Origin of the sequence: Pseudomonas sp. yb_9 (assembly GCF_043103635.1) — a bacterium.
GTDB lineage: Bacteria > Pseudomonadota > Gammaproteobacteria > Pseudomonadales > Pseudomonadaceae > Aquipseudomonas > Aquipseudomonas monteilii.
Genome location: NZ_JBICKA010000047.1, coordinates 213033 through 235018, shown reverse-complemented (window position 1 = coordinate 235018; position 21986 = coordinate 213033). Strand labels below are relative to the sequence as shown.

Annotated in this window: 24 protein-coding genes; 19 read left to right on the top strand and 5 right to left on the bottom strand. The window is 62.7% G+C overall.

The window, feature by feature from the left end; translation table 11 throughout:
• Positions 1-108 precede the first annotated feature (108 nt).
• The 11 genes from oscA to ACF8MI_RS13975 all read left to right on the top strand — a co-directional run bounded on the left by oscA (position 109) and on the right by ACF8MI_RS13975 (position 9165).
• Positions 109-291, top strand: a complete 183-nt coding sequence (gene oscA / locus ACF8MI_RS14025) for a sulfur starvation response protein OscA (RefSeq protein WP_016712582.1) — start codon at positions 109-111, stop codon at positions 289-291.
• Positions 292-339: 48 nt separating this feature from the next.
• Positions 340-1347, top strand: coding sequence for a sulfate ABC transporter substrate-binding protein (locus ACF8MI_RS14020; RefSeq protein ID WP_012274725.1), 1008 nt, complete (start codon positions 340-342; stop codon positions 1345-1347).
• A 185-nt stretch (positions 1348-1532) separates the two neighbouring features.
• A complete protein-coding gene (cysT, locus tag ACF8MI_RS14015) occupies positions 1533-2351 on the top strand; it encodes a sulfate ABC transporter permease subunit CysT (RefSeq protein ID WP_060498121.1) in 819 nt (272 codons plus the stop codon).
• An 11-nt stretch (positions 2352-2362) separates the two neighbouring features.
• A complete protein-coding gene (gene cysW, locus ACF8MI_RS14010; protein ID WP_060498120.1) occupies positions 2363-3235 on the top strand; it encodes a sulfate ABC transporter permease subunit CysW in 873 nt (290 codons plus the stop codon).
• A gap of 3 nt (positions 3236-3238) precedes the next feature.
• Entirely contained in the window at positions 3239-4228 is a 990-nt protein-coding gene (locus ACF8MI_RS14005; protein ID WP_019098644.1) for a sulfate/molybdate ABC transporter ATP-binding protein, read from the top strand.
• Positions 4229-4493: 265 nt separating this feature from the next.
• Complete coding sequence (locus ACF8MI_RS14000) at positions 4494-5294, top strand: energy transducer TonB (RefSeq protein ID WP_025752181.1); 801 nt, start codon at positions 4494-4496, stop codon at positions 5292-5294.
• 30 nt (positions 5295-5324) lie between these two features.
• A complete protein-coding gene (locus ACF8MI_RS13995) occupies positions 5325-6044 on the top strand; it encodes a MotA/TolQ/ExbB proton channel family protein (protein WP_012274720.1) in 720 nt (239 codons plus the stop codon).
• A 1-nt stretch (position 6045) separates the two neighbouring features.
• On the top strand, positions 6046-6447 hold the full coding sequence (locus ACF8MI_RS13990; RefSeq protein ID WP_200928888.1) for a biopolymer transporter ExbD: 402 nt from the start codon (positions 6046-6048) through the stop codon (positions 6445-6447).
• 281 nt (positions 6448-6728) lie between these two features.
• A complete protein-coding gene (locus ACF8MI_RS13985; protein ID WP_060498117.1) occupies positions 6729-7310 on the top strand; it encodes an alpha/beta hydrolase in 582 nt (193 codons plus the stop codon).
• Positions 7311-7374: 64 nt separating this feature from the next.
• Entirely contained in the window at positions 7375-8205 is an 831-nt protein-coding gene (locus tag ACF8MI_RS13980; RefSeq protein ID WP_060498116.1) for a sigma 54-interacting transcriptional regulator, read from the top strand.
• A gap of 174 nt (positions 8206-8379) precedes the next feature.
• Positions 8380-9165: a MetQ/NlpA family ABC transporter substrate-binding protein gene (locus ACF8MI_RS13975; protein WP_060498115.1), complete on the top strand. Its 786-nt coding sequence runs from the start codon at positions 8380-8382 to the stop codon at positions 9163-9165.
• A gap of 112 nt (positions 9166-9277) precedes the next feature.
• On the opposite strand, the gene ACF8MI_RS13970 is transcribed toward ACF8MI_RS13975, so the two are convergent.
• Positions 9278-11704 carry a penicillin acylase family protein gene (locus tag ACF8MI_RS13970; protein ID WP_233458201.1) on the bottom strand — a complete coding sequence of 809 codons (2427 nt, stop codon included), beginning with the start codon at positions 11702-11704 and terminating at the stop codon, positions 9278-9280.
• Between the two features lie 86 nt (positions 11705-11790).
• On the opposite strand from ACF8MI_RS13970, the gene ACF8MI_RS13965 reads away from it, so the two are divergent.
• Positions 11791-12357, top strand: coding sequence for a sugar O-acetyltransferase (locus ACF8MI_RS13965; protein WP_060498114.1), 567 nt, complete (start codon positions 11791-11793; stop codon positions 12355-12357).
• Here the strand turns inward: ACF8MI_RS13965 and ACF8MI_RS13960 are convergent.
• Positions 12336-12905: a DUF6436 domain-containing protein gene (locus ACF8MI_RS13960; protein ID WP_060498113.1), complete on the bottom strand. Its 570-nt coding sequence runs from the start codon at positions 12903-12905 to the stop codon at positions 12336-12338. The two genes, ACF8MI_RS13965 and ACF8MI_RS13960, sit on opposite strands and share 22 nt — an antisense overlap.
• A 250-nt stretch (positions 12906-13155) precedes the next feature.
• On the opposite strand from ACF8MI_RS13960, the gene ACF8MI_RS13955 reads away from it, so the two are divergent.
• On the top strand, positions 13156-14082 hold the full coding sequence (locus tag ACF8MI_RS13955; protein WP_060498112.1) for an alpha/beta hydrolase: 927 nt from the start codon (positions 13156-13158) through the stop codon (positions 14080-14082).
• On the opposite strand, the gene ACF8MI_RS13950 is transcribed toward ACF8MI_RS13955, so the two are convergent.
• Entirely contained in the window at positions 14083-14835 is a 753-nt protein-coding gene (locus ACF8MI_RS13950; protein WP_060498111.1) for a DUF2059 domain-containing protein, read from the bottom strand. It abuts the gene before it with no gap.
• 113 nt (positions 14836-14948) lie between these two features.
• Between ACF8MI_RS13950 and ACF8MI_RS13945 the strand changes: the two genes are divergently transcribed.
• Together ACF8MI_RS13945 and ACF8MI_RS13940 are read left to right on the top strand one after the other, a co-directional pair.
• Positions 14949-15581, top strand: coding sequence for a 2OG-Fe(II) oxygenase (locus ACF8MI_RS13945; RefSeq protein WP_060498125.1), 633 nt, complete (start codon positions 14949-14951; stop codon positions 15579-15581).
• Positions 15568-16071: a DUF523 domain-containing protein gene (locus ACF8MI_RS13940; protein ID WP_060498110.1), complete on the top strand. Its 504-nt coding sequence runs from the start codon at positions 15568-15570 to the stop codon at positions 16069-16071. Before ACF8MI_RS13945 ends, ACF8MI_RS13940 begins: the two co-directional genes overlap by 14 nt.
• Positions 16072-16132: 61 nt before the next feature.
• Here ACF8MI_RS13940 and ACF8MI_RS13935 read toward each other — a convergent pair whose 3' ends face one another.
• Complete coding sequence (locus tag ACF8MI_RS13935) at positions 16133-16621, bottom strand: transporter substrate-binding domain-containing protein (RefSeq protein WP_060498109.1); 489 nt, start codon at positions 16619-16621, stop codon at positions 16133-16135.
• 223 nt (positions 16622-16844) lie between these two features.
• On the opposite strand from ACF8MI_RS13935, the gene ACF8MI_RS13930 reads away from it, so the two are divergent.
• Positions 16845-17321, top strand: a complete 477-nt coding sequence (locus tag ACF8MI_RS13930; RefSeq protein WP_200928887.1) for a DUF4399 domain-containing protein — start codon at positions 16845-16847, stop codon at positions 17319-17321.
• 43 nt (positions 17322-17364) lie between these two features.
• On the opposite strand, the gene serA is transcribed toward ACF8MI_RS13930, so the two are convergent.
• Positions 17365-18594, bottom strand: a complete 1230-nt coding sequence (gene serA, locus ACF8MI_RS13925) for a phosphoglycerate dehydrogenase (RefSeq protein ID WP_016712564.1) — start codon at positions 18592-18594, stop codon at positions 17365-17367.
• A gap of 171 nt (positions 18595-18765) precedes the next feature.
• On the opposite strand from serA, the gene ACF8MI_RS13920 reads away from it, so the two are divergent.
• The 3 genes from ACF8MI_RS13920 to ACF8MI_RS13910 all read left to right on the top strand — a co-directional run bounded on the left by ACF8MI_RS13920 (position 18766) and on the right by ACF8MI_RS13910 (position 21954).
• Positions 18766-20163, top strand: a complete 1398-nt coding sequence (locus tag ACF8MI_RS13920) for an FAD-binding oxidoreductase (protein WP_104833775.1) — start codon at positions 18766-18768, stop codon at positions 20161-20163.
• 25 nt (positions 20164-20188) lie between these two features.
• Positions 20189-20854: a fumarylacetoacetate hydrolase family protein gene (locus tag ACF8MI_RS13915; protein WP_060498106.1), complete on the top strand. Its 666-nt coding sequence runs from the start codon at positions 20189-20191 to the stop codon at positions 20852-20854.
• A 182-nt stretch (positions 20855-21036) separates the two neighbouring features.
• A complete protein-coding gene (locus ACF8MI_RS13910; protein WP_164525184.1) occupies positions 21037-21954 on the top strand; it encodes an SdiA-regulated domain-containing protein in 918 nt (305 codons plus the stop codon).
• The last annotated feature ends 32 nt before the right edge of the window (positions 21955-21986 follow it).

Sequence of the window (21986 nt, the reverse complement as noted above, 5' to 3'; positions counted from 1 at the left end):
TTAAACAGTATTTTTAAGAATAACTCCGCCTCACTACTATTGCCCTCAAGCCAGGCGCAAATCCCCTTCAAACCTCTGCCCGGCACCCTCACTCCAAGGAGAACGAGCATGAGTGCATCTCTGCGTAGCATCGACGGTCAGGACGAAGCCACCATTCTGCGTGAAATCCAGAGCGCCTTGCGCGACCTGCGTTTCGGTGCGGTGGAGATCACTGTGCACAACGCTCAGGTCGTACAGATCGAGCGCAAGGAGAAGTTCCGCCTGCAACAGCCCGGCAACAAGGCCGGCTGATCGCGCCTCACATTCAAAACTAGAAAAATGCCAATCGGGAGCTTCACCATGTCCATCCGCCGTTATGCGCTTGCCGCTTTGGCCAGCGCTGTTTTTGCCGGTTCCGCCATCGCCAAGGACTACGAACTGCTGAACGTGTCCTACGACCCGACCCGCGAGCTGTACCAGCAGTACAACGCCGAGTTCATCAAGCACTGGCAGCAGGCCCACCCGGGCGACAAGGTGAAGATCCAGCAGTCCCACGGTGGCTCGGGCAAGCAGGCCCGTGCGGTGATCGACGGCCTGCGCGCCGACGTGGTGACCCTGGCCCTGGCCGGTGACATCGACGAAGTCGCCAAGCTCGGCAAGACCCTGCCGGACAACTGGCAGACCCGCCTGCCGGACGCCAGCACCCCGTACACCTCGACCATCGTGTTCCTGGTGCGCAAGGGCAACCCGAAAGGCATCAAGGACTGGGGCGACCTGATCAAGAAAGACGTGTCGGTCATCACCCCCAACCCGAAAACCTCCGGCGGTGCGCGCTGGAACTTCCTGGCCGCCTGGGCCTACGGCCTGAAGGCCGGCGGTAGCGAAGAGAAGGCCAAGGAATACGTGCAGGAGCTGTTCAAGCACGTACCGGTGCTGGACACCGGCGCCCGTGGCTCGACCATCACCTTCGTCAACAACGGCCAGGGCGACGTGTTGCTGGCCTGGGAAAACGAAGCCTTCCTGGCGCTGAAGGAAGACGGTGGCGCCGACAAGTTCGACATCGTCGTGCCGTCGCTGTCGATCCTGGCCGAACCGCCAGTGGCCGTGGTGGACAAGAACGCCGAGAAGAAGGGCAATACCGAGATTGCCACCGAATACCTCAAGCACCTGTACAGCCCGGCCGGGCAGAAAATTGCCGCCGAGAACTTCTACCGCCCGCGTGACGAGAAAGTTGCTGCCGAATTCGGCAAGCAATTCCCGAAACTGGACCTGGTAACCATCGACAAGGACTTCGGTGGCTGGAAAACTGCACAACCCAAATTCTTCAATGATGGCGGTGTGTTCGACCAGATCTATCAGGCACAGTAAGGGCCATGGAAAAGCGGGGCCGCGTTGCGGCCCATTCGCGGCACAAGGCCGCTCCTACATGGAATCGCGATCCCCTGTAGGAGCGGCCTTGTGCCGCGAATGGGCTGCAAAGTAGCCCCAGGATTCAAAAGCTTGCACCAGCCCGGGATCGATTCCGGGCTTCGTGCGTTCAACCAGGGATACTTATGTCACGTCGTATTTCCCCCGTCATACCCGGCTTCGGGCTGACGCTGGGCTACACCTTGGTGTACCTCAGCCTGATCGTGCTGATACCGCTGGCAGCCATGTTCATTCATGCCGCGCAGCTGACCTGGGAGCAGTTCTGGAACATCGTCAGTGCGCCGCGGGTACTCGCCGCGCTCAAGCTGAGTTTCGGCACCGCCCTGTTCGCCGCCATCATCAACGGTGTGATCGGCACCCTGCTGGCCTGGGTGCTGGTGCGCTACACCTTCCCCGGGCGCAAGATCATCGATGCGATGATCGACCTGCCGTTCGCCCTGCCTACCGCCGTTGCCGGTATCGCCTTGACCGCCCTGTACGCGCCCGCGGGCTGGGTTGGCCAGTTCGCCACCGACCTTGGCTTCAAGATCGCCTACACCCCGCTGGGTATCACCCTGGCGCTGACCTTCGTCACCTTGCCGTTCGTAGTGCGCACGGTTCAGCCGGTACTGGCCGACATCCCGCGTGAAGTGGAAGAGGCCGCTGCCTGCCTGGGCGCCAAGCCGCTGCAGGTGTTCCGCCATGTACTGGCGCCGGCCTTGCTGCCTGCCTGGCTCACCGGCTTCGCCCTGGCCTTCGCCCGTGGCGTGGGTGAGTATGGTTCGGTGATCTTCATCGCCGGCAACATGCCGATGAAGACCGAGATCCTGCCGCTGCTGATCATGGTCAAGCTCGACCAGTACGACTACACCGGCGCAACCGCCATCGGCGTGCTGATGCTGGTGGTTTCCTTCATCCTGCTGCTGCTGATCAACCTGTTGCAGCGCCGCATCGAAACCCCTTGAAGGAGGCCGGCATGTCCAGTTCATCCCTGAGTGCAAGCGCGGCCGCCAACGCCGCCCGTCGTGGCAACGCCACTTCGCGGCGTATCCTGATCGGCCTTGGCTGGCTGGTGTTCGCCCTGTTCCTGCTGTTGCCGCTGGTGATCGTGGTGTCGCAGGCGCTGAAGAACGGTTTTGGTACCTTCTTCGAGGCTATCTTCGAGCCCGACGCCTTGTCGGCACTGAAGCTGACGCTGCTCGCAGTCGTCATCTCGGTGCCGCTCAACCTGGTGTTTGGCGTCAGCGCCGCCTGGTGCGTCAGCAAGTACACCTTCCGTGGCAAGAGCATCCTGGTCACCCTGATCGACCTGCCGTTCTCGGTGTCGCCGGTGATCGCCGGCCTGGTCTACGTGCTGATGTTCGGTGCGCAAGGCCTGTTCGGCCCCTGGTTGCAGGACCACGACATCCAGATCGTGTTTGCCCTACCGGGCATCGTCCTGGCGACCATTTTCGTCACCGTGCCGTTCGTGGCCCGTGAACTGATCCCGCTGATGCAGGAGCAGGGCACGCAAGAAGAGGAGGCCGCGCGACTGCTCGGCGCCAATGGCTGGCAGATGTTCTGGCACGTGACCTTGCCCAACATCAAATGGGGCCTGATCTATGGCGTGGTGCTGTGTACCGCACGGGCCATGGGCGAGTTTGGCGCGGTGTCGGTGGTGTCGGGCCACATTCGTGGCGTGACCAACACCTTGCCGCTGCACGTGGAGATCCTCTACAACGAGTACAACCACGTCGCGGCCTTCAGCGTGGCCAGCCTGTTGCTGATCCTGGCGCTCTTCATCCTGCTGCTCAAGCAGTGGAGCGAGAACCGTATTAACCGCCTGCGCCACAGCGCCGCGGAGGAATGATTCATGTCGATCGAAGTTCGTAACGTCAGCAAGCGCTTCAACAGCTTCCAGGCCCTGGACAACATCAACCTGGACATCAACAGCGGCGAGCTGGTGGCTTTGCTCGGCCCGTCCGGCTGTGGCAAGACCACGCTGCTGCGCATCATCGCCGGCCTGGAAACCCCGGACCAGGGCAATATCGTGTTCCATGGCGAAGACGTGTCCGGCCATGACGTGCGTGACCGCAACGTCGGTTTCGTGTTCCAGCACTACGCGCTGTTCCGCCACATGAGTGTGTTCGACAACGTCGCTTTCGGCCTGCGCATGAAGCCCAAGGGCGAGCGCCCGAGCGAGAGCAAGATCGCCGAGAAGGTGCATGAGCTGCTGAACATGGTGCAGCTGGACTGGTTGTCCGACCGCTACCCCGAACAGCTGTCTGGCGGTCAGCGTCAGCGTATCGCCTTGGCCCGCGCGCTGGCGGTGGAGCCCAAGGTGCTGCTGCTGGACGAGCCGTTCGGTGCGCTGGATGCCAAGGTGCGCAAAGAGCTGCGCCGCTGGCTGGCGCGGCTGCACGAAGACATCAACCTGACCTCGGTATTCGTGACCCACGACCAGGAAGAAGCCATGGAAGTGGCCGACCGCATCGTGGTGATGAACAAGGGCGTGATCGAGCAGATCGGCTCGCCGGGCGAAGTGTACGAGCAGCCGGCCAACGACTTCGTCTACCACTTCCTGGGCGACTCCAACCGCCTGGCCCTGAGCGAAGGCCACCATGTGCTGTTCCGCCCGCACGAAGTGTCGCTGTCGCGGCATGAGACCGAAGGGCACCATGCGGCCGAGGTGCGGGATATTCGCCCGTTGGGCGCGACTACCCGGGTGACCTTGAAAGTCGAGGGGCAGAGCGAGCTGATCGAGGCCGAGGTGGTGAAAGACCATGACAGCCTGACCGGGCTGGCGCGGGGGGAGACATTGTTCTTCCGGCCGAAGGTTTGGCAGAAGGTGGCGGATATCTGAGCCTCTTCAGGTAATGAGAGCCCGGGCATGGTCCCGGGTTTTTTATGCCTGCAATTCCATGCCTTGCCTGAATATTTTGCATGCCCACAAAGCATCGAGTTTTGCTTGGTCAGCCACAGCCCGCGCAGTTCTTGGCCTTCACGCTACCCTCCAAAAACAATATTCACTTAAGTTATAACTATAATTTTAAACATTACTTTAAGAGATAAGCCTCTGGCCCTGATGATTCAGCCATACCTGAATCGAGACCCCAGGAGTTTGATCAATGGGTAATGTCCAGTCGGCCGTCAGGGCCTACGACCAGCCATGGCGCCCGGCCCCGGGTGACCTGGTCGAGCTTGGACGCACGCTTCGCCTACCGCTTGGTCAGCTGCGCCTGCAACGCACGCCCGTCAGCGGGCTCAAGCGCCGCGACAAGTTGGTGTTGGGCCTGCTGGTGCTGGCTTTGCACGGCGCTGCGGCGTACTGGGTAAGCCAGGCACCCACGCCAGAGCTGCCCGTGGTGCCACCGCAAGTGCCGCCCATGACCATCGAGTTCGCAGCGCCCGCGCCCCCTGTGGTCGAACCGCCACCGCCTGCGCCTGCACCACCCGTCGTCGAGCCGCCGCCACCACCACCCGTGATCGACGAACTGGCCGCCAAGCCCAAACCCAAGCCAAAGCCCGTGCCCAAGCCTGTGGTCAAGCAAGCACCCAAACCACAGCCCAAACCGGTCGAAGCGCCGCCGCCAGCCCCAGTGGCCGCCCCGGCACCACCTGCACCCGCACCACCCGCGCCGGCCCCGGTTACGCCCGCTTCGGCCAACGCCGCGTATCTGAAAAACCCGGCGCCGGAGTATCCGCAGATGGCCCAGCGGCGGGGTTGGGAAGGCACCGTGCTGCTGCGTGTAGAGGTGCTGCCCAGCGGTAAACCCGGGCAGATCCAGGTCCAGAAGAGCAGCGGCCGTGATGCCCTCGACGCCGCAGCGTTGGCTGCGGTGAAGCGCTGGAGCTTCGTGCCCGCCAAGCAGGGCGACGTGGCCCAGACCGGCTGGGTCAGCGTGCCGATCGATTTCAAGCTTCGCTAACTTTTTCGCAGAACACAGGAAGACATCATCATGAGCCTGCTGGCATCCCCCCTCGAATCCGTTGAAAGCGCAGTCATCTGGCTGCTGGTTGGTTTTTCTGTCGTCACTTGGGGCCTGGCCCTGGTCAAGGTCGCGCAGTTCGTGCGGCTGAAGAACCAGGACAAACGCTTCCACCAGCAGTTCTGGGCGGCCTCCAGCCTGGACTCGGCCGCCGAGCTCAGCCACGAGCTGCCAGGCCCGGCTGCCCGCGTTGCCCAGTCTGGCTACGCCGCGATTGCCGTTGGCGACACCCAGGCCAACGACCTGAGCCACGCCATCAACCACCAGGACCGCCTGGAGCGTGCCCTGCGTCAGCAGATCGTGCGTGAGCGCCGCTCGCTGGAAACCGGCCTGGCGGTGGTCGCCAGTATCGGCAGCACCTCGCCCTTCATCGGCCTGTTCGGCACCGTGTGGGGCATCATGGAAGCGCTCAAGGGCATCAGCGCGGCCGGCTCCGCCAGCCTGGAAACCGTCGCCGGCCCCATCGGTGCTGCACTGGTGGCCACCGGTGTGGGTATCGCCGTCGCAGTGCCTGCGGTGCTGGTCTACAACTACTTCCTGCGTCGTCTGAAGCTGACCGCTGCCGACCTCGATGACTTTGCCCACGACTTCTACAGCCTGGCGCAGAAGAGTGCCTTCCGTGTGTTGGTGCACCCCGCTGTACAAAAAGCCCAGGCTGGTTTTACCCAGCCGGTGAAGGAGGCGTCCTGATATGGCCTTTTCGACCCAGGACAGCGACGAAGTCCTCAGTGAAATCAACGTCACGCCGCTGGTGGACGTCATGCTGGTGCTGCTGGTGGTGTTCATCGTCACCGCGCCGTTGCTGACCAACGCGATCCCCATCAACCTGCCCAAGACCGAGGCCGTGGCCCCGGTGGAGCAGAAGGACCCGCTGGTGGTCAGCATCGACGGTGAAGGCAAGCTGTTCATCAACAAGGACCAGATCCAGTCCGACCTGCTGGAAACCAACCTCAAGGCTGCCAAGGACAAGGACGCGGACGTGCGCGTGCAGCTGCAGGCCGATGACGGCGTGAACTACGGCGAAGTGGCGCGGGCCATGGCAGCCATCGAACGTGCAGGGATCAGCAAACTGGCGGTGATAACCGCGCGCTGACTTTTACCAAGCCTCTTCAGGCAAGTGCTTATGGGCCACATCTCTTGGCAGGGGTTGGCCCTTTTTTTTGCGTGATCCCTGTGGGAGCGGGCGTGCCCGCGAACACGGGCGAAGCCCGTGCCATCCACCGCGGTGCTCGCTTCGCGGGCATGCCCGCTCCCACAGGGATCGCACAAGGCATAAATATTTTTGTTATTAATAAATAGCTTCTTATTCCTTTACGAATATAACTGCCTCCCTATACTGGTCTCCAAGCACGCAAACTTACTGGAGGCGTCCCCATGCGCAATGAGTCGATTCGTTACCTGATTGTGCCGGGCTGGCAAGGATCGCCAGACAACCATTGGCAAAGTCACTGGCAGCGCACCCTGCCCAACAGTGCACGGGTCGAGCAGCACGACTGGCTGACCCCGCAACGGCAGGACTGGGTGCAGGCGCTGGAGCAGGCGATCATCGCCGAAGACTCGCCCGTGATCCTGATTGCCCACAGCCTGGGTTGCATCACCGTCGCCCACTGGGCCGCGCAGGCCAGCCCGGCGTTGCTGCGCCGGGTGCGCGGCGCGCTGCTGGTGGCGCCAGCGGATGTCGAGCGGCCTACCTGCGCGCCAGCCTTGCGCAACTTTGCGCCGATCCCGACCGAAGCGCTGCCGTTTCCCAGTCAGGTGGTCAGTTCGGACAACGACCCGGCCGTGAACGTGCCTCGGGCGCTTTACTTGGCCAAGGCCTGGGGCGCAGAGGCGGGTTTGCTGAGCAATGCCGGGCACATCAACGTCAAGTCCGGCCATGAACGCTGGGAACAAGGCTTCGCCTACCTGTATCGCTTGCAAAGCCGGGTCGAGCAGCGCGCACTGCGCCGCGCCTGATCGCCTTTACTGTTTACCGCTTACCTGACGCCCGGCCAATGAAGGCCAGGGGCGGGAGTTTGTCATGACTTTTCAAAACCCGTTTGGCCAGCCGCTGTTGACCTTTCCCGAGCTGGACAAGAGCCCGCTGAGCATCCGCGCCAAGGCGCTGGTGTTCATCGACCCGCGTTCGCAGCAACTGCGCGAAGACCTTGAGCGCCTGGCGCCGCAACCCTTGCCCGTGCTGATCCGTGGCGAGACCGGCACCGGCAAGGAGTTGCTGGCCCGGCAAATCCACCGTGCCAGTGATCGTGGCGGGCTGTTCGTGTCGGTCAACTGCGCGGCCATCAGCCCCACGTATGCCGATGCCGAGCTGTTCGGCTACAGCGCCGGCAGCCATGGCGGTACGGCCAGCAGCCGCGCCGGCTGGTTCGGCTCGGCCAATGGCGGCACGTTGTACCTGGACGAGATTGCCGACTTGCCGCTGGCCATCCAGGGCAAGCTGCTGGCTGCCCTGGAAAACCGCGAAGTCACCCGAGTGGGGGCGCAGCAGCCGCAGCCGGTGGATGTGCGGCTGGTGGCCGCGACCAGCATCGACCTGGTGCGAGTGGTACGGGCAGGGCGCTTTAACGAGCGCTTGTACCAGTACCTGCGCGAAGGTGCGCTGGAGCTGCCACCGCTGCGTGAGCGGCCCGGCGATATCCTGCCGCTGGCCGAGTACTTCGCGGGCATCTACAGCGTACGCCTGCAACGCCCTGTACCGCTGGTGAGCGAGGCGGCGCAGCAGGTGCTGGAAGCCCATCCATGGCCTGGAAATACCCGTGAACTGGAGAATGTCATCCACTTCGCCTTGCTGGTGAATGACGGCGAAGAGCTGCAGCCAGAGGACCTGGACCTGGCCAACCCCGCGCGTTAGACATCGCTCATAAGCAAACTGGCTAATGGCGATTTGTTTTTGGAATAAGCAGCTAAGTAAAAGATATTGTTACGGAATAAAAATTCTAGGTATTGTCCGCCTACGCCCGCTGGTGAACCGGTTGGGCACCCGATTCGCCATCGCTGATGGCCCAGATTCAGAACAAGGATCACCATGAAGAAGACCCTGCTGACCACTGCCCTGGCCGCTGCCCTGTCGTTCTCCGGCCTGGCCGCCGCCGCCGAGAAGCTGGTGGTTGCCGCTACTCCGGTACCGCACGCCGAAATCCTCGAGCTGATCAAGCCGACCCTGGCCAAAGAAGGCGTGGACCTGCAGATCAAGGTCTTCACCGACTATGTGCAGCCAAACGTGCAGGTTGACCAGAAGCGCCTGGACGCCAACTACTTCCAGACCTTGCCGTACCTGAAGAGCTTCAACGAAGGCAAGGGCACCCACCTGGAAACCGTGATTGGCGTGCACGTCGAGCCGTTCGGTGGCTATTCCAAGAAGATCAAGAACCTGTCCGAGCTGAAGGAAGGCGCAACCGTTGCCATCCCTAACGAAGGCAGCAACAGCGGCCGCGCCCTGATCCTGCTGCAGAAGGCTGGCCTGATCACCCTGAAAGACCCTAAGAATGCCCTGGCCACGCCTAAGGACATCGCCGAGAACCCGAAGAAGCTGAAGTTCCGCGAGCTTGAATCGGCCATGTTGCCGCGCGTGCTGGACCAGGTCGACCTGGACATGATCAACACCAACTACGCCCTGGAAGCCGGCCTGAATCCGGCCAAGGACGCACTGGTGATCGAAGGTGCCGACTCGCCGTACGTGAACTTCCTGGTTGCCCGCCCGGACAACAAGGACAGCGAGTCCATCCAGAAACTGGCCAAGGCCCTGACCAGCCCTGAGGTGAAGGCATTCATCGCCAAGAAGTATCAAGGTGCTGTGCTGCCGGCGTTCTGATGCACTCGTAGTGATAGAAAATGCCGACGCACTTGCGTCGGCATTTTTGTTTCTGGGCACGGTTACCTGTGGGAGCGGGCGTGCCCGCGAACACCGGCGTAGCCGGTGCCATCTACCGTGTCGCCTCCTTCGCGGGCACGCCCGCTCCCACATGTGGCTGTACAGCTGCGCCACTTGAGTCTCCGGGCACTAATCGCAAGGTGCTCTGCGCCGGGATTACCCCCATCTGTGCCTTTTTGTACTGCCCCTCCACATAACCTTTAGCCTGGTCCGCATAGTGTTGGTCAAACGGCACGCCACTCTGCCCGACCGGGTTGCTGGTCAGCGCCTGGCCGGCATCGGCAAAATCGATCAGCCGCCGCGTCGAAGGCCCGTAGGTCACCGGCCATGGCGCCGGGCCGATCTTCGCAGAAAGGTTGTTCGGCACCTCATGGGTACCGGGCGCGGCGAACGGCCCAACGTTGAACAGCAGGTTCAGCGGCTTTTTCACGCCAAGCGGGTGGTTGTGGGTCAGGGTATGGGCCTTGTCCCATTGCCAGCTGGCCGGGTCGCTACCCAAGGTGTCGCGCAGGTGCTTCAGGCTGTGCTGCCAGGCCAGGCGTACGATGGCGGTACGGTCGGTACGCTGGTTGCCACCTCGGGTGTTCCACCAAGGGGAGTCGGCGTCCGCCGCCAGGCGTGGCAAGGCAGCGTCGATGGCGCGGGTGCTGATCAGTACCGGGAACCAGGTGTCGCCCAGTTCGTCGTGCAGGGCCGCGAAGGCCAGTTCGTAGAGGAACTGGTTGAACAGCGTGGCGCTGGTCGAATCCAGCGGGTAGTCGCCACGCCAGGCGGCCAGCTGTTCGACCAGTTCCTTCTCCTCGTCACCTTCGGCCACTGCGCGCAGGGTTGCCAGCAGCGGTGCAAGGGTGCGCGGGCCGTGGTCACTGGCGGTGTCCAGCTGCAGGGCTTGGCTGTTCTGGGTGTCCCATTTCAGCTCAGGGTTGGCCAGGTGGCGGTCGAGCTGGCGGCCTCGGTCGGGCAGGTTGTAGTAACCCGGTATCGGCACCCCTGCTGGCGGCTGGAAGTTGGCCGAGACGATATAGCCGCGCGCCGGGTTCTCTTGCTGCGGGTTGACGCTGAAGGGGTAGAACCCGAGCTTGTCGGCTTGCGTGCTGGCGCCATCGAGGATGAACGCCGGGTCGACACCATCGGGGCGGATGGGTAGCTGCGCAGCGGCCCACCAGCCGATGTCACCTTGGGCATTGGCCCAGACAAAGTTCAGCCCCGGCGCATGAACCTTGGCCGCAGCTTCGCGCATTTTGCCCAGCGTGTCGGCACGGTTGAGCTGATAGAACCCTTCGAGAATCGGGTTTTCGGTTTCCAGAAACGCCCACCACATGGCGATGGGTGTAGGCCCGGCAGTAGCGCCTAGCACGTCGTTGACGATCGGACCATGGGGCGAACGGCGCAGGCTAAGCGTGACCGGCGCTTCGCCTTTGACGGCGATCTGTTGCTCGGTTTTTTCCAGCGCCTGCCATTTGCCATCGACCATCACCTGATTGGCGTCGGCCGGGTTGGTGCGCTCGGCGATCAGGTCGACGTCATCGTTCTGGAACATGGTCAGGCTCCAGCCGAAATCGCGGTTGTGGCCAAGCAGGGCAAAGGGGTTGAGCGCCTGGAAGTAGCCATACAGGTTGAAACCGGGTGCCGACAGTTCGGCCTCGTACCACACCGCCGGCACTGCAAAACCGATGTGCGGGTCGCCTGCCAGCAACGGTTTGCCGCTGCGGGTACGGCTGCCGGCCACCGCCCAGGCGTTGCTCCCTTCAAACTGCGGGATGCCCGCGTCACCCAGCGCCTGGTGGCTGAGGCGGGCGAGGGCTTCCAGGCTTTGCCAGTCCGCAGCGGCCAGTGGCGTGCCCAGGGCCCCCTCGGGTTTCCAGCCGAGGTCGAAGATGTTCAGGTAATCGGGGCCAAGCTGGTCGCGGATGTAGGTCAGTGCGGGCTCGGTGCGAAACGCAGCGGCGAAACTGTAAGCGAGGTAACCGGCAATGCTCAGGGTATCTTCGGCGGTAAACGGGCGAGGGGTGATACCCAGCAGGTCGAACTCCACGGGCTTGGGATGGCTGGCTTGCCAGCCGTTGACCCCATCGAGGTAGGCTTGCAGGGCCTGCCAGGCAGGTGACTGGCGGTCCTGACGCTTGGCCATCCGTGCGGCCTGTTCGCGAATGCGCAGGCTGCGGAACAAGGTATCGGTGGGCAGCAGCTTGTCGCCCAGCACCTCGGCCAGTTCGCCTCGGGCCAGGCGACGTAGGATTTCCATCTGGAACAACCGGTCCTGGGCATGCACGTAGCCCAGGGCGCGGTACAGGTCTGCCTCGTTTTGCGCCTGCAGGTGCGGCACGCCGCGAGCGTCGTAGCGCACGCTGACCGGCGCCTGCAAGCCAGCCAGGGGCAACTCGCCCTCGCGCTGCGGCAGCTTGCCCTGCACGTACCAGTAACCGGCGCCGGCAGCCACGGTAACCACCACGGCCAACAGGGTCAGGCTGCGCTTCATGCAAGCTCCTTGTGCGTCAAAGCAGAAAATGTGGTCCGATCATCGGCGGATTCGCGAACAGAGCATAGCCCCGGGAAGGAGATTCCATGTCACTCAGCGAAAAACAGAAGATGCTTAAAGGCCAGCTCTACCACGCTGGCTGCCCCGAACTGCAGGCCGAGCAGATCGCCAACAAGCACTGGATGCACCGCTACAACAGCAGCGTCGAACTGCTCAACGACGTACGCCATGGGCTGTTGCTGGAGCATTTCGGCGAGGTTGGCGAAGGCGCGGTGATCCGCCCGCCGTTCTATTGCGACTACGGTTACAACATCAGTGTTGGCCGCAATACCTTCATGAACTTCAACTGCGTGATCCTCGACGTGATGCCGGTGCGCATCGGTGATGACTGCCAGATCGGCCCCAATGTGCAGATCTACACCGCCGACCACCCGCTCGACCCTGACCTGCGGCGCAGCGGGCTGGAGAGTGGGCGGGCGGTGACCATTGGCAACAACGTGTGGATTGGCGGTGCGGCGATCATCCTGCCAGGGGTGACGATTGGCGATAACGCCGTGGTCGGCGCGGGTAGCGTGGTAACCCGAAATGTGCCAGCTGGAGCGACGGTGGTGGGTAACCCGGCGCGGATACGTCAGCCAGCCCAAGGGCAGTAGCAGCCCACCGCCAGTGTGTTGGACGCGGTCACCTGGCGGCCGTCGAGCAGTGCCTTGAGGATGGGCTCGACGAAGCTGTTGCTGGCGTTGCACACCGCACCTTCACTGTAGGGGCCGAAGTAGGCCAGTTGGCCTTGCCGGTCCCAGATGGCCACGGCCGGGGAGGCGGGCAGGTGCTCGCTACCGGGCAGGCTGGTGATGGGCTTGAGGGCGGAGAGGTTGGCGGGCAGCTGGTTATGGCTACCGGGCTTTTGCAGCACATGGAAGGTCACGCCTTGGGCTGCGAACTGGCTGACCAGGTCGCCCAGGTGTTGCTGGTTGCCGACGTTGCAGGGGCAGGCCGGGTCCCAGAAGTGCACCACGCGGATCGGGCCAGGGCCGGCCAACTCGGCAGGTAGTTGCAGTTGGCTGCCGTCGAACAGTGTGGTCTGGTTGTCGAATGGGCGCAGATAGCGTGCCTGGAAGGTGGTGTAGGCCTGCCAGAAAATGGCGGCGCCTATCGTCAGAGCAAGCGCCGTGCACAACGGTTTGATGATTCGGCTACTCATGAAGCGTCGGTGGCCCTTTGTGGGAGCGGGCTTGCCCGCGAAGCAGACTGCGCGGTGGATGGCACGGGCTATGCCCGTGTTCGCGGGCAAGCCCGCTCCCACAGTGAGCGCGCAATTTTTTAGATTTTGAGCAAGACAGTTGATCCGACAATCACATCGGTGCTGGTTGTTCGAGGTGAGCAAGCTTGCCACGACGCCGGCCAGAGCTGAATATCCCAGATCAATACTTGCTCCGCCGTGGATGTACCCGATGCCTGTTGCTTTTCACCCCGATCACTTGCGCACCAGCCTTGCGCCGTTGAGCGCTCGCCAGCCGTTGTCCGTGCAGGCGCAGGACTACCAGCGCTTCTATGGCCTGAACGTGTCAGCCCAGAGCTGGCTGGGCGGCTTTCAGGCGGCGGGGTTCGACCTGGTCGGGCAGGTGTGGCTACCCGAGCAGCCGACCGCGACGTTGTTTCTGCTGCACGGCTACTACGATCACATGGGCCTGTATCGGCATGTGATCGACTGGGCGCTCACGCAGGGTTTTGCCGTGATCAGCTGCGACCTGCCCGGCCACGGCCTGTCCAGTGGCGAGCGGGCCAGCATCAGTGATTTTTCGGTGTATCAGCAGGTGCTGGAGGCGTTGTTCGAACAGGCGCGCACGCTGCAGCTGCCGCGCCCCTGGCACCTGTGCGGGCAAAGCACCGGTGGCGCCATCGCCGTTGACCACCTGCTGCATCAGGGGGCGCGCAGCCCCATTGATGGCCAGGTGATCCTGTTGGCACCGCTGGTGCGGCCTTGTTCCTGGCGTTGGTCGAAGTTGAGCTATCGCGTGCTGCGTCACTTTGTGAACGGCATCGAACGGCGCTTCAGCGAAAACACCAATGACCCGGCCTTCCTGCCGTTCCTTGAGGCCGACCCGCTACAACCGCGTCGCCTGCCCACCGCCTGGGTGGGCGCGCTGATCGCCTGGGTCAAGCGCATCGAAGCCGCGCCGCATAGTCCGCGGCGGCCGTTGATCGTGCAGGGGGAGGCCGATGGCACGGTGGATTGGCCCTACAACCTCGAAGTGCTCAAGGCCAAGTTTGCCGACCCACAGATATTGATGCTGCCCGAGGCCCGTCACCACCTGGCCAACGAGCTGCCGGGCATTCGCCAGCGGTACTTCGACTTCATCGACCAGCGCCTGGGCTGATCACCTCAGGTCGTTGCTGCTCTGGCCAACCGCCAGGCCCGCACGCACAGCCGCCAGCGCTGCCTGGTAGTAGGCTTTGCCGTCGGCTGATTCGGCAAAGGTGGCGAACGCTTCCAGCTCGGCATCGGACAGGTCGCGGTAGACATACAGCAAGGTGTTGTTGAGGTCTTCGCCGATCTGGTTCATCAGGCGCTGGCGCTGGCCGTCGAGCAGGCCCTGTGCCTGGCCGCCGCCGAACAGGCCGGGGATCATCGAGCTGAGGCTGTCAGCCGCCACGCCAGCAATGGCCAGGCTGACTTCGGCACCGGCTTCACGCGCAGGCAGGGCCTGGGCCAGGTGGCCGATGACCAGCAGGCGGTCGTCGCTGGCCTGGATCTTGGGTAGGCCTTTGGCATTCTTGGCCAGTTCGTCCTTGCGGGTGGCCTTCAGCTCGGCGGCCACCACCTTGCGCCCCAGCGGCGACTGGAAAAAGGCCAGGGCCGGTGCCGGATTGGCCAGTGTGGCGCGCAGCTGCGCCTGGGCGCGACGGTCCACCGCCTGGGCCTGGAAGCGCTGGTTGCTGTTGTTGACCAGCGCCTGGTACACGGCGGGGGGCAAACTGTTGCGGTAGCGCGCCTGGGCGGCGGTGAGGGCATCGTTGAAGTGGGCGCGCTGGTCGGGCCAGCCGGCGGCCTTGTACAGTTGATCCAGGTTGTCTGCCCAGACAGGCATGGTGCAGATCATTAGCAGAATCAGGGAAAACAGACGGCGCATTCAGGACTCCTGTCGGCAGGTGGCTATTGTCCTTGGCCGGGCGGCGGTTTGTCGAGATATCCGCGTGTTTCTCGGCCAAGTGGCGCTGTGCGCCGGCATGGCGAATGGATATGATGCGCGCCATGCACAACTCCCCCGAACACCCGATGCTTGCGGCCGTCGTCGACGATCTGGCCACCCATGGCTGGTCCCAGCAGGCGCTGTTTTTGCCTGCCGACCTGGTGCGCGCGCTGGCGGCCGAATGCCGGCGCCGTGATGCCGAAGGGGAGCTTAACCCCGCAGGGGTTGGACGCGGGGTTGCCCAAGAGGTGCGCGAGGCCATCCGTGGCGACCATATCCAGTGGATCGACCCTGGGCAGGCCGAGGCCTGCGACCAGTACCTGGCGGCCATGGACCAGTTGCGCCTGGTCATCAACCAGGGGCTGTTCCTGGGCCTGGAAGATTTCGAATGCCATTTTGCCTTGTATCCGCCGGGGGCCTTCTATCGCCGGCACCTGGACCGCTTCCGCGACGATGACCGGCGCATGGTGTCGGCCGTGCTGTACCTGAATGAAGGCTGGCAGCCTGAGGACGGCGGCCAGTTGCGCATGTTCCTGGCCGATGGCATCGAGCACGACGTTGAGCCTGTGGCGGGTTGCCTGGTGGTATTCCTTTCGGGTGAAGTGCCCCATGAGGTGCTGCCAGCCGGGCGCGAGCGGCTGTCGTTGACCGGTTGGTTCCGGCGCCGTGGCAATGACCTGTTCTGATTTGCCCAAGGTGCTGGTCAGCGCTTGCCTGCTGGGGCAACCGGTGCGCTATGACGGCCGGGCCAGCGGGCACCCAAACCTGTTGCAGCAGTGGCAGGCCGAAGGGCGCGTGGTGCCGTTGTGCCCGGAGGTGGCAGGTGGCTTGCCGACGCCGCGCCCGCCAGCAGAGATTCCGGGCGGGCAGGGTGGTGCAGTGCTTGATGGCAGCGCGCAGGTGCTGACGGTGACGGGCGAAGATGTCAGTGGCGCGTTTCTGACCGGGGCGCAGTTGGCGCTGGAGCTGGTGCGGCGACATGGCATCCGCGTGGCGGTGCTCAAGTCTGGTAGCCCTTCGTGTGGCAACCGGTTGACCTATGACGGCACGTTCAGCGGTGTGAAGGTGGCGGGTGAAGGGGTGACCACGGCGTTGCTGCGGCGGGCGGGGGTGCGGGTGTTCAGTGAGCTGGAGCTGTATGAGGCGGAACGGGCTTTGGCTGAGCTTTCGGTGTAAGCCAGTCCCGGCCTCTTCGCGGGCAAGCCCGCGAAGAGGCCAGTGCAGGCGGTAAAAAACCTCACTGCCCGGCCGCAGTCTCCTGCACACCCGTGAACCACTTCTGTTCAAGCTCGGCAGTGCGGCCACTGTCCTTCAAGCGTTGCAGTGCATTGTTTACGGCACTTTCGAAAGCCGGGTTGTCCTTCTGGAACGGAATCACCAGCTTCTTTTCGCCAATCGGCAGGCTCACATCGAGTGGGCCGTCGCCCTTTGGCGCATCGGTCGATGGGGTGAGCGCAACGTCATATTTGCCACTCTCGACACCGCTCAGCACTTCGGCGGCCGGGGCTTCGACGAATTCGGCGCGCAAGTCCAGCTCCCGGGCCAGGTCCTGGCCAAATTCGATGTCGAACCCCGTCAGGTGGTCGTCTTGCTTGAAGGCGTACGGTGAGTTGTCGGCCTGTACCGCAATGCGCAGTTCGCCCCGGTCGGCGACTTCGTCTATCAGCTCCGCCTGGGCCAATGGACTGATCAGTACTGCCAGCAGTACCCCTATGGTCGAACGCATGAATGCCCCTTTTCTTTCAGCAGATGAATAACTTTCGCCACGGCTTTCTTCCTCGCCGTGATCGAGCGCAGCCTATGACCTTGAAGCCTCGGCATTGTTTAACCCTGACGGAAATATTTCTGTCAGGCAATGTGAACACCTTGGCGAATATTTCAACTAAGGTGAACTACCGCTGCCGTTGGATCCCAGGCTGCGGTCAATAAGTGAATCACAGGAGAAGTGAATGAACAGCCTATTTTCGCGTGCTGCCGTTGCCGGTCTGCTGATGGGAGCGTCGGTGTTCGCCAGTGCCGCAGACGCCCTGAAGAGCCAGGAGCCGCCCAAGGAGGCCAAGGTCTTCATCGTTTCCCCCGCCGATGGTGCCACGGTCGACAAGACCTTCACCGTCAAGTTCGGCATCGAGGGCATGGCACTCAAGCCAGCGGGTGACCAGACCCCGCACACTGGGCACCACCACTTGCTGGTGGATGTGGATAAAGAACCCGTGGCTGACATGCCGCTGCCAACCAGCTTGATGCCGGAAGCCGGCACCGCGCTGCCGGCGGGCCCGCAGGTGCTGCACTTCGGCAAGGCGCAGACCGAGACCAGCATTACCCTGACACCGGGCAAGCACACCCTGCAATTGATTCTGGGTGACCAGTATCACGTGCCGTTCAAGCCGAGCGTCGAGTCGACGAAGATCACGGTTGAAGTGAAATAAAAAAAGGGAGGCCACCAGGGCCTCCCTTTTTCATGCAGCAAGCTTAGAACAGGACGCGGGAGCGGATGGTGCCCTTGACCTGTTGCAGTTTCTCTTGCGCCAGGTCGGAGTACTCGGCGTCAACGTCGATTACCACGTAACCGACTTTCTCGTTGGTCTGCAGGAACTGACCGGAGATGTTGATGCCGTTCTCGGCGAACACCTTGTTGATCTCGCTGAGCACGCCCGGGATGTTTTCGTGGATGTGCAGCAGGCGGTGCTTGCCTGGGTGCGCCGGCAGGGCCACTTCCGGGAAGTTGACCGAGGACACCGAGGTACCGTTGTCGCTGTACTTGACCAGCTTCTCGGCCACTTCCAGGCCGATGTTGGCCTGGGCTTCGGCGGTGGAACCGCCGATGTGCGGGGTCAGGATCACGTTGTCCAGGCCGCGCAGCGGGCTTTCGAACTCTTCGTCGTTGGAGCGTGGCTCGACCGGGAATACGTCGATGGCGGCGCCGATCAGGTGCTTGTCCTTGATGGCGGCGGCCAGATGGTCCAGCTCGACCACGGTGCCACGGGCGGCGTTGATCAGGATCGCGCCCTTCTTCATCGAGCGGATTTCTTTCTCGCCGATCATCCACTGGGTGGACGGCAGCTCAGGCACGTGCAGCGAAACGATGTCGGCCAGGCCCAGCAGCTCGTTCAGGCTGGTGACCTGCACGGCGTTGCCCAGTGGCAGCTTGGTCAGCGGGTCGAAGAAGTACACCTGCATACCCAGGTTCTCGGCAAGGACCGACAGTTGGGTACCGATCGAGCCGTAGCCGACGATGCCCAGCTTCTTACCACGGATCTCGAACGAGTTGGCCGCGCTCTTGATCCAGCCGCCACGGTGGCAGGAGGCGTTTTTCTCAGGGATGCCGCGCAGCAGCAGGATGGCTTCGGCCAGCACCAGCTCGGCCACCGAACGGGTGTTGGAGTACGGCGCGTTGAACACGGCGATACCGCGCTCGCGGGCCGCTTCCAGGTCTACCTGGTTGGTGCCGATGCAGAAGCAGCCAACAGCGACCAGTTTCTTGGCGCAGTCGAAGATCTCTTCGGTGAGCTGGGTGCGTGAACGGATGCCGATGAAGTGGGCGTCGGCGATCTTTTCCTTCAGCTCGGCTTCCGGCAACGAACCAGTGAGGTATTCGATGTTGGTGTAGCCGGCAGCCTTGAGGGTATCGACTGCGTTCTGGTGCACACCTTCAAGAAGAAGGAACCGGATCTTGCTCTTGTCGAGAGAAGTCTTGCTCATCTGCGTAAACCTGTATCCCGGAGAAAAAATGGCGAGGGGTGATGCCAGGCGCGAGGGCAGCCTTAGCATGAACAGCGGGAGGGCTATGCTAGCATACGCGACACAATCTGAGCTTATCCCGACAGGTGAAGAGTGCTCAGGGTGACTATGAATAAGTCGAGAGTTCCAGCGATGACCCACCCCGCTGTAATTGAAGAACTGATGACCCTTGTCGACCCTGGCAAGGTCCTGACCGACGCGGCTTCCCTCGAAGCCTATGGCAAGGACTGGACCAAGCATTACCCGCCGGCGCCCAGCGCCATTGTCTTCCCCAAGACGGTAGAACAGGTGCAGGCGATTGTGTGCTGGGCCAATGCGCACAAGGTGGCGCTGGTGCCTTCTGGCGGGCGTACCGGGCTTTCGGCCGGCGCCGTGGCGGCCAATGGCGAGGTGGTCGTTTCTTTCGACTACATGAACCAGATTCTCGACTTCAATGCCTTCGACCGCACCGTGGTCTGCCAGCCGGGGGTGATCACGCGTCAGTTGCAGGCCTACGCCGAAGAACAGGGCCTTTATTACCCAGTGGACTTCGCTTCCAGCGGATCTAGCCAGGTTGGCGGCAATATCGGTACCAATGCCGGCGGGATCAAGGTAATTCGCTATGGCATGACCCGCAACTGGGTGGCCGGGTTGAAAGTGGTCACCGGCAAGGGCGAGCTGCTGGAGTTGAACAAGGACCTTATCAAGAACGCCACCGGCTACGATCTGCGCCAGTTGTTCATTGGTGCCGAAGGCACGCTGGGCTTCGTGGTCGAGGCCACCATGCGGCTGGACCGGGCACCGCGCAACCTCACGGCGATGGTACTGGGCACGCCGGACTTCGACTCGATCATGCCGGTGCTGCATGCCTTTCAGGGCAAGCTGGACCTGACTGCTTTCGAGTTCTTCTCCGACAAGGGGCTGGCCAAGATCCTGGCGCGCGGCGACGTGCCAGCGCCGTTCGAGACCGACTGCCCGTTCTATGCGTTGCTGGAGTTCGAGGCCAGCACCGAGGAGGTGGCCAATGAAGCGTTGGCTACCTTCGAGCACTGCGTCGAGCAAGGCTGGGTGCTGGATGGGGTGATGAGCCAGAGCGATACGCAGCTTAAAAACCTGTGGAAGCTGCGTGAGTACCTGTCGGAAACCATCTCGCACTGGACCCCATACAAAAACGACATTTCCGTCACTGTATCGAAAGTGCCGGCGTTCCTGCGTGATATCGACGCTATCGTCGCAGAGCATTACCCCGACTACGAAGTGGTGTGGTACGGCCACATCGGCGATGGCAACCTGCACCTGAACATCCTCAAGCCCGAGCACATGAGCAAGGATGACTTCTTTGCCTCGTGTACCAAGGTCAACAAGTGGGTGTTCGACATCGTCAAGCGCTACAACGGCTCGATCTCGGCCGAGCACGGCGTGGGCATGACCAAGCGCGACTACCTGGGCTACAGCCGATCGCCCGAAGAAATCGCCTGCATGAAGGCGATCAAGGCCGTATTCGACCCTAACGGCATCATGAATCCGGGTAAGATCTTCGCACCTGAATAAAAAGCAGTATCCAGAGGAGTCGGCCATGAGTTACCAGCACCAGTACGTAGACGGCACACGCATTCACTTCCCGCTGGGCAAGGTGGTGTGCATCGGCCGTAACTATGCCGAGCATGCCAAGGAACTGGACAACCCGATCCCTACCGAGCCGCTGCTGTTCATCAAGCCAGGCAGCTGCGTGGTGCCGGCCGAAGGCGGCTTCAAGATCCCGGCCGAGCGTGGCTCGGTGCACTATGAGGCGGAAATTGCCGTGCTGCTGGGCAAGCCACTGTCGACTCACCCGAGCGAGGAAGAGGTGCTGGACGCCATTTCCGGTTACGCCCCGGCGCTGGACCTGACCCTGCGCGATGTACAGGCCAAGCTGAAAGAGAAGGGCCTGCCGTGGGAGCTGGCCAAGTGCTTCGACGGCGCCTGTGTGCTGCCGCCGTTCGTCTCGGCTGGCAGCTTCGAGGACGTGACCGACATCCCGGTGCGCCTGACGGTCAACGGCGAAGTACGCCAGGACGGCAACAGCGCGATGATGCTGAACCCGATCGTGCCGATGATCCAGTACATGGCGGCGCATTTTTCGTTGCAGGCGGGGGATGTGATTCTCACCGGCACCCCGGCGGGCGTGGGGCCGTTCAGTGTGGGTGATGAGCTGGTGCTTGAACTGCCGGGTGTAAGCCGCTTCGAAAGCCGGGTGCTCTGAGCGAGAACCGCGTCGCCTTCTTCGCGGGCACGCCCGTTCCCACAGCTACAGCGCCGCCCTTGAGCGTTGCGCAGTTCCTGTGGGAGCGGGCTTGCCCGCGAAGAGGCAGGTCCTGTTTACCGATTTTTCACACTTGATCCGGATAATGCGCGGACCTACGCCCATTTCCCCAGGACCCGCGCATGCCATCACCCTCCGCCCCGGCAACCCCCAAGCGTCGCTTCTACCTGCGCTGGCCCTTCGGCCTGGCCGTGGCAGCGGTGATCGCTTATGGCGTGGCCGTGGCCATGCACTGGGATGACCGCGGTGCGTTGTGGGTAAAAGAAAGCTTCGAAAGCACCGCCGAGCGCAGCGAAAGCGTGTGGTTGCCGGACTACCAGGTAGACATCGATGCCAAGCCGCTGCCAGGCATGGACGATGACGAAGCCTCGGACCTGGCCTTCAACCCACATACCCGTACCTTGTTCGCGGTCATGGGCAAGAACCCGATCCTGGTCGAGCTGAGCCTGGAGGGTGATGTACTGCGCAAGATCCCGCTCAATGGCTGGAACAACCCGGAAGGCGTTGCCGTGCTGGAAGACGGCTACCTGGCCATCACCGACGAGCGCCTGCGTGATCTGACCGTGGTCAAGGTGGATGCACAGACCACGGCGTTGAACCATGACGACTTCCAGAGCTACGACCTGGGCCCGTCGGTGAAAAGCAACAAGGGCTTCGAGGCCGTGGCCTGGGACCCGATGCGCCAGCGCCTGATCATCGGCGAAGAGCGCCCGCCCAAGCTGTACACCTGGAACACCGATGGCCGCAGCCCGCTCAAGGGTGAGAAGCAGCCTTTGCCCAGCGATGAACTCGACCTGCGCAACCTCTCGGCGCTGGGTGTCGACCCGCGTACCGGCCACCTGCTGGTGCTCTCGGCCGACTCCAACATGCTGCTGGAGCTGGACGAACAGGGTCAGCAGGTCAGTTTCATGACCTTGCTTGGCGGCTTCAACGGGCTTGAAGGCACCATCCCGCGTGCTGAGGGCGTGGCCATGGACGACAAGGGCAACCTGTATATGGTCAGTGAGCCAGCGCTGTTCTATCGCTTCAAGAAAAACTGACAGCATCTTCGGACTTGCCTGACGCTGGCATT

What these genes read in the sequence shown, in the direction of transcription:
- ACF8MI_RS13910 (WP_164525184.1), top strand. Translation starts at nt 21,037, where the DNA reads ATGCCATCACCCTCCGCCCCGGCAACCCCCAAGCGTCGCTTCTACCTG.
- cysT (WP_060498121.1), top strand. Translation starts at nt 1,533, where the DNA reads ATGTCACGTCGTATTTCCCCCGTCATACCCGGCTTCGGGCTGACGCTG.
- cysW (WP_060498120.1), top strand. Translation starts at nt 2,363, where the DNA reads ATGTCCAGTTCATCCCTGAGTGCAAGCGCGGCCGCCAACGCCGCCCGT.
- serA (WP_016712564.1), bottom strand. Translation starts at nt 18,594, where the DNA reads ATGAGCAAGACTTCTCTCGACAAGAGCAAGATCCGGTTCCTTCTTCTT.
- ACF8MI_RS13955 (WP_060498112.1), top strand. Translation starts at nt 13,156, where the DNA reads ATGCCTGTTGCTTTTCACCCCGATCACTTGCGCACCAGCCTTGCGCCG.
- ACF8MI_RS13930 (WP_200928887.1), top strand. Translation starts at nt 16,845, where the DNA reads ATGAACAGCCTATTTTCGCGTGCTGCCGTTGCCGGTCTGCTGATGGGA.
- ACF8MI_RS13970 (WP_233458201.1), bottom strand. Translation starts at nt 11,704, where the DNA reads ATGAAGCGCAGCCTGACCCTGTTGGCCGTGGTGGTTACCGTGGCTGCC.
- ACF8MI_RS13990 (WP_200928888.1), top strand. Translation starts at nt 6,046, where the DNA reads ATGGCCTTTTCGACCCAGGACAGCGACGAAGTCCTCAGTGAAATCAAC.
- ACF8MI_RS13940 (WP_060498110.1), top strand. Translation starts at nt 15,568, where the DNA reads ATGACCTGTTCTGATTTGCCCAAGGTGCTGGTCAGCGCTTGCCTGCTG.
- ACF8MI_RS13965 (WP_060498114.1), top strand. Translation starts at nt 11,791, where the DNA reads ATGTCACTCAGCGAAAAACAGAAGATGCTTAAAGGCCAGCTCTACCAC.
- ACF8MI_RS14005 (WP_019098644.1), top strand. Translation starts at nt 3,239, where the DNA reads ATGTCGATCGAAGTTCGTAACGTCAGCAAGCGCTTCAACAGCTTCCAG.
- ACF8MI_RS13935 (WP_060498109.1), bottom strand. Translation starts at nt 16,621, where the DNA reads ATGCGTTCGACCATAGGGGTACTGCTGGCAGTACTGATCAGTCCATTG.
- ACF8MI_RS13980 (WP_060498116.1), top strand. Translation starts at nt 7,375, where the DNA reads ATGACTTTTCAAAACCCGTTTGGCCAGCCGCTGTTGACCTTTCCCGAG.
- ACF8MI_RS13920 (WP_104833775.1), top strand. Translation starts at nt 18,766, where the DNA reads ATGACCCACCCCGCTGTAATTGAAGAACTGATGACCCTTGTCGACCCT.
- ACF8MI_RS13950 (WP_060498111.1), bottom strand. Translation starts at nt 14,835, where the DNA reads ATGCGCCGTCTGTTTTCCCTGATTCTGCTAATGATCTGCACCATGCCT.
- ACF8MI_RS13975 (WP_060498115.1), top strand. Translation starts at nt 8,380, where the DNA reads ATGAAGAAGACCCTGCTGACCACTGCCCTGGCCGCTGCCCTGTCGTTC.
- ACF8MI_RS13945 (WP_060498125.1), top strand. Translation starts at nt 14,949, where the DNA reads ATGCGCGCCATGCACAACTCCCCCGAACACCCGATGCTTGCGGCCGTC.
- oscA (WP_016712582.1), top strand. Translation starts at nt 109, where the DNA reads ATGAGTGCATCTCTGCGTAGCATCGACGGTCAGGACGAAGCCACCATT.
- ACF8MI_RS13995 (WP_012274720.1), top strand. Translation starts at nt 5,325, where the DNA reads ATGAGCCTGCTGGCATCCCCCCTCGAATCCGTTGAAAGCGCAGTCATC.
- ACF8MI_RS13960 (WP_060498113.1), bottom strand. Translation starts at nt 12,905, where the DNA reads ATGAGTAGCCGAATCATCAAACCGTTGTGCACGGCGCTTGCTCTGACG.
- ACF8MI_RS13985 (WP_060498117.1), top strand. Translation starts at nt 6,729, where the DNA reads ATGCGCAATGAGTCGATTCGTTACCTGATTGTGCCGGGCTGGCAAGGA.
- ACF8MI_RS14000 (WP_025752181.1), top strand. Translation starts at nt 4,494, where the DNA reads ATGGGTAATGTCCAGTCGGCCGTCAGGGCCTACGACCAGCCATGGCGC.
- ACF8MI_RS13915 (WP_060498106.1), top strand. Translation starts at nt 20,189, where the DNA reads ATGAGTTACCAGCACCAGTACGTAGACGGCACACGCATTCACTTCCCG.
- ACF8MI_RS14020 (WP_012274725.1), top strand. Translation starts at nt 340, where the DNA reads ATGTCCATCCGCCGTTATGCGCTTGCCGCTTTGGCCAGCGCTGTTTTT.